General features: G+C 65.0%; 6 protein-coding genes. 3 read left to right on the forward strand and 3 right to left on the reverse strand.

Annotated elements, in window-relative coordinates; all coding sequences use genetic code 11:
* On the reverse strand, nt 1-417 hold a 417-nt coding region (locus N825_RS35400), incomplete at its 3' end, for an HD-GYP domain-containing protein (protein ID WP_157619786.1).
* 148 nt (nt 418-565) lie between these two features.
* On the reverse strand, nt 566-1024 hold the full coding sequence (locus N825_RS39550) for a hypothetical protein (RefSeq protein ID WP_157619787.1): 459 nt from the start codon (nt 1022-1024) through the stop codon (nt 566-568).
* 55 nt (nt 1025-1079) lie between these two features.
* Between N825_RS39550 and N825_RS39555 the strand changes: the two genes are divergently transcribed.
* The 3 genes from N825_RS39555 to N825_RS37445 all read left to right on the forward strand — a co-directional run bounded on the left by N825_RS39555 (nt 1080) and on the right by N825_RS37445 (nt 4059).
* Entirely contained in the window at nt 1080-1256 is a 177-nt protein-coding gene (locus N825_RS39555; RefSeq protein WP_157619788.1) for a hypothetical protein, read from the forward strand.
* 219 nt (nt 1257-1475) lie between these two features.
* Nucleotides 1476-2153 (forward strand): LuxR C-terminal-related transcriptional regulator, encoded by a 678-nt coding sequence (locus tag N825_RS35410; RefSeq protein ID WP_037462239.1) that lies wholly within the window; start codon nt 1476-1478, stop codon nt 2151-2153.
* Between the two features lie 460 nt (nt 2154-2613).
* The gene (locus N825_RS37445; protein ID WP_198039082.1) at nt 2614-4059 is read left to right on the forward strand and encodes a sensor histidine kinase; all 1446 of its coding nucleotides are present in this window, start codon (nt 2614-2616) and stop codon (nt 4057-4059) included.
* Nucleotides 4060-4081: 22 nt separating this feature from the next.
* Here the strand turns inward: N825_RS37445 and N825_RS40895 are convergent, their stop codons facing one another.
* Entirely contained in the window at nt 4082-4204 is a 123-nt protein-coding gene (locus N825_RS40895) for a hypothetical protein (protein WP_281174407.1), read from the reverse strand.
* Nucleotides 4205-4310 lie beyond the last annotated feature (106 nt).

The raw sequence follows: 4310 nt of genomic DNA on the forward strand, positions 1-4310 counted from the left end.
GCGGGCGCTCACCGGAATATGTTCACCGGCGAGACCGAACGGGTATCCGGTGCCGTCATGGTTCTCGTGATGATACAGGGCCATCTCCGCGGCCAAACGGTCATGGTGTCTCAGGCGCGCGTAGCCGAGAACCACGTGGTCCCGCATGGTCCCCCGCTCCGCCACATCCAAGGGACCACGCTTGAGCAGGATCCCCGGCGTGATCCAGAGCTTGCCGAGGTCGTGAAGGGCGGCCGCCTCCCGCCATCGCTCGGTCTCCAAGGCGCCGAAGCCGAGGAGCCCACACATGACGGCCACCAGGTCGCCAACCTCGTGGTTGTAGGCCCCCACCCCGTCGACGTCCTCGCCGAACAGGGCCACTGCCCGTGGGATGCCAAGGCATGGGAGATCGGGGTCGGTGATCAACGTGGCTGGCATGGCGCACTTCTTCCCAGGGCTGGACGTCACACCGGGAAAAATATCTTTTATCGAATAAAATTTAGTTACCTAACGTATTGTTTGCCGTCGCATGTTCATCGACGGCGGTTTTCGAATGTTCTGGTGGGTCACGATGGACGTCCGGCGCTCATCCCTTCCGCGATCGGACCCGGCTGTCGAGGCGAGCCAGCGCCGCGCCGAGACGTTCCGCCATGCTTGTTTTGACGGCCTGTCCAGCGATGGATGGCGACGCGGCCGCGTGTCCATTCCCAACAGGATCCTCTCCGGAGACACGCGCCCTTAACCGTTCCAGGATCACCGGCACACCTCGTGATCGGCGGATCAGCGTCGGCAGGAACAGGACACCAACGACGGCGAGGATCAGAAAGAGTTTGAAGGCGCTCATGCCCATGGCGATGCCCATCCGTTCCAGTAGTCCACGGATCAAACCATACCACGAGCGTGGAGCCTGATGATGGCCGGTGGAAGCGTTCCCGGCCTGACGATCGTGGCGCTTCGCAAAATGCGACGCGAAATGCGTTTCTCCCATGAAACGGATACCAGCCCCAACCGTGTTCGAACCGTGGTTCGCGGCATGGAGCGTCAATCAATCGTTCACCCGTCCCTGTTAGGGTCAGCGTTGTATCGGCGGGAGAAGAGCGATGGGACGGTTGGATTGGTTCGAGGACACATGGGGTGAGATCCTGCGAACCCTCGTCTGTCACGGCATGATCGAGGACGTGGCGGTCACGACTTCCAGGAGGGTGATCCCGGATCGGGTGGTGCGCTTGGCGGAAATTTTCAGCTTCCGCACACCAAACCCACACGTCGAAGCGTGATACGGCGTCGCCAGCCAAGGGATGCCGCCGATGGGGCGAAGTGCGTATGCCGGTCAAGCGAAACTCATAAGCCGATTTACTCTTTATAAAGTATTAATTTTATCTTTATTGCCCACGATTTCTCGTGCACTATCCCTCCAACGCGACGTCGAACGCGCCAGGGCGCACCGCCCCGGAACACGCCTTCGTACGATCAACAACGCTTTTGGAGAAGCCGCCATGACCTCGACCCGCACCGTCCTGATTGAATCCAACCGGCTGTTCCGCGAGGGCCTGAAGCAACTGCTGGTCGGCACCCCGTTCGAGGTCGGCGCGGAGTTCAATACGATGGATCTGGCGATCGAGAGCGCCGCCACCGACGGCGCCACACCGGCCCTGGTGATCACGGGTCAGGCCATCAAGGACGCGGCCGACCTCCAGCGGCTCCGCGACGTCCATCCCGCCGCCCGCATCGTCGTGCTGGCCGATGACGTCTCGGTCGACCTCCTGCGCCAGGCGATGGCCGGCGGCGCCGACGGTTTCCTGACCAAGGGCGTCTCTCCCGAGGCGCTGGTCCAGTCGCTCCAGTTGATCATGCTGGGCGAGAAGGTGTTCCCGACCAACCTGGCCGCCATGCTGATGGACATGACCAGTCAGCCGTCGCCGCTGAACTCGGTCCGCGGGCTGACGACGCGCGAGCGGGAGATCCTGCAGTCGCTGGTCGGCGGCGCCAGCAACAAGCTGATCGCCAACCGGCTCGGCATCACCGAGGCGACCATCAAGGTCCACCTGAAGACGCTGCTGCGCAAGCTCGACGTCAACAACCGCACCCAGGCCGCCATCTGGGCCATGAACAACGGCTTCGCCGCCGAGACCACCGCCGCGCCGGTGCGCCACCTCCAGGCTGTTTCCGCCTGACCGGCGGGGATGGGCTGGGTCCGCCGGGGAAGGAGTGGGATGTCATGGATGATGGTTCGGGTGGCGGGAACGTGCCGGTGACGATGCGACCGGCCGCGCGATACTTCGTCGGCCGCATGCTCATGCTGGGACGTCCAATCCCACGCGAACAATGGGCTGGCTTCGAGGATAGCGCGGACATGGTTTGTGAGAACATCCTGCGGAGGATGCCGGTCGACAATCCGGCGTCGGAGGTGTGGGACAATCGTCGCGGGCGAGGTTGATCTCCACGGCACGGGGCGATCGTAGAGAGGGTGGTCGGTAAGCCTGACCATGGGGATCGGTGGGATTGGGAACATCCATGGCCAGCCTCCCTTCATGGAACCTTAAGAGGCGTTCCTCCACTATCCCGACCTGCGGACATTTCCATCCCACGGGCGCCATGTCCCAGCCCCTGGGCAGGCGCGTGGGGAAACGTTTCATGAGCCTGGGCAAGGTCGTCTGGACGCTGTGCTTCCTGCTGGTGCTGGGCAGCTCGCCCATGCTCCTCCACGACCTCGTCGCCATCGAACGGTCGGTCCGCGTGACCCACGGCAATGGCATCTGGTATGACGGGCGGCTCGCGACCGCGCTCCTCCGTCTCCAGCTGGCGATCCATTCCGTCGTCCCCGACGCCGCGTCGGGTGCGATCCCCGCAACCGCCAGGAACGAGATGGGACTTCTCCTCCGGGATGTCCTCGACCAGGTGGACGCGCCACCCGGCACCGGTGGTTCCGAATGGCGCCCCCTCGTGGCCGACCGTGAAGCCGGCATGGTCGAGGTCCGGCGCGCCCTGTGGGGCATCGATCAGGTGTCGCGTCTTCTCGATGTCGATCCGGCCGCTTTCCGCCGGATCGCGGACGCGCGCGTCGAGGAGGCCATCGTCGCCCACAGGAGGGTGTCGCACGCGGTGATGGATCGGCAGAACGCGCTGGTCGGCGTGATGCAGGGTGGGGTGGACGCCTTCAGGCTGGAGCTTCTCTGCTACGGTGTCGGCTTCACGGTGCTGTTGCTGTCCCTGGGCTGGTTGATGCGCAGCCACATGCTGTCGGAAGCCGGATTCCGGACCTCCAACCGCCGGCTCATGGACCTTCGCGACGACCTGACTGTGGCGCGCGACACCGCCATGCGGGCGGGCGAGACCAAGTCCATCCTCCTCTCCAACGTCAGCCACGAGCTACGCACGCCGCTGAACGCGATCCTGGGTTTCTCCGAGGCGCTGTCGAGTGGCATCTTCGGCCCCTTGCCCGTCCGACAGGCGGAGTATGTCGGGGACATCCACCACGCCGGCCAGCGCCTGCTGGCGCTCGTCAACGACGTGCTCGACCTGGCCAAACTGCAGGCAGGCAAGCTGGAGCTGTGGGAGGAGGTGTTTGACTTAAAGGAGCTCGCCGCCGAGGTGCTCCGTGACGCCGAGGAGGCCGCCCGCGCCGCCGGCGTCACGATCGGAATGGAGCCGGGGACCGGTGTCGTCGGTGTACTGGGCGACAGGTCCCGGCTCAGGCAGGCGCTGGAGAAACCGCTTTCCAACGCCATCAAGTTCACGCCCGGGGGCGGTCGGATCGGCGTCTCCGTGGGACGGCTTCCCGATGGCCGCACCCGCGTCACGGTGACCGACACCGGTATCGGCGTTCCGGCCGAGGACCTGGGGCGGGTCTTCCTGGCGTTCGAGCAGTCCGACAGTCAGCGGGCGCGTCGGGGACAGGGGACCGGCCTTGGATTGCCGCTGGCGCGCCAGCTGGTCGAGAGGCATGGGGGCGTCATCACGATGTCGAGCGAGCCCGGTGTCGGCACCGCGGTCGTGGTCGAACTCCCTCCCTCCCGCGCCATGCCGATGGGTGTTGGAGTGGATCCTCCTCCTGCCCGGAATCTCGCCTCTTCAAGGTGAGGATCGGCGATGCGTGCGGGCCTCAGCCGAACAGGCCGCGCCGGCGTTGACCGGGCCGTGTCGTCTCAACCACCTCGGTGAGTTGTTCCACCTGACTGGTCAGCTTCTCGACCTTGTCCCGTAGATCCACTACGTGCCCGAGCATGGTGACCAGACGTTCCGCTTGCGACTCCTCGATGCTTTCCGTGGTGGTCCGCAGCGGGCACCGTCAACTTGATCGGCGTCCGACCGCGGTAGGGGTAGCTTGCGGG

This window comes from Skermanella stibiiresistens SB22, from assembly GCF_000576635.1.
GTDB lineage: Bacteria > Pseudomonadota > Alphaproteobacteria > Azospirillales > Azospirillaceae > Skermanella > Skermanella stibiiresistens.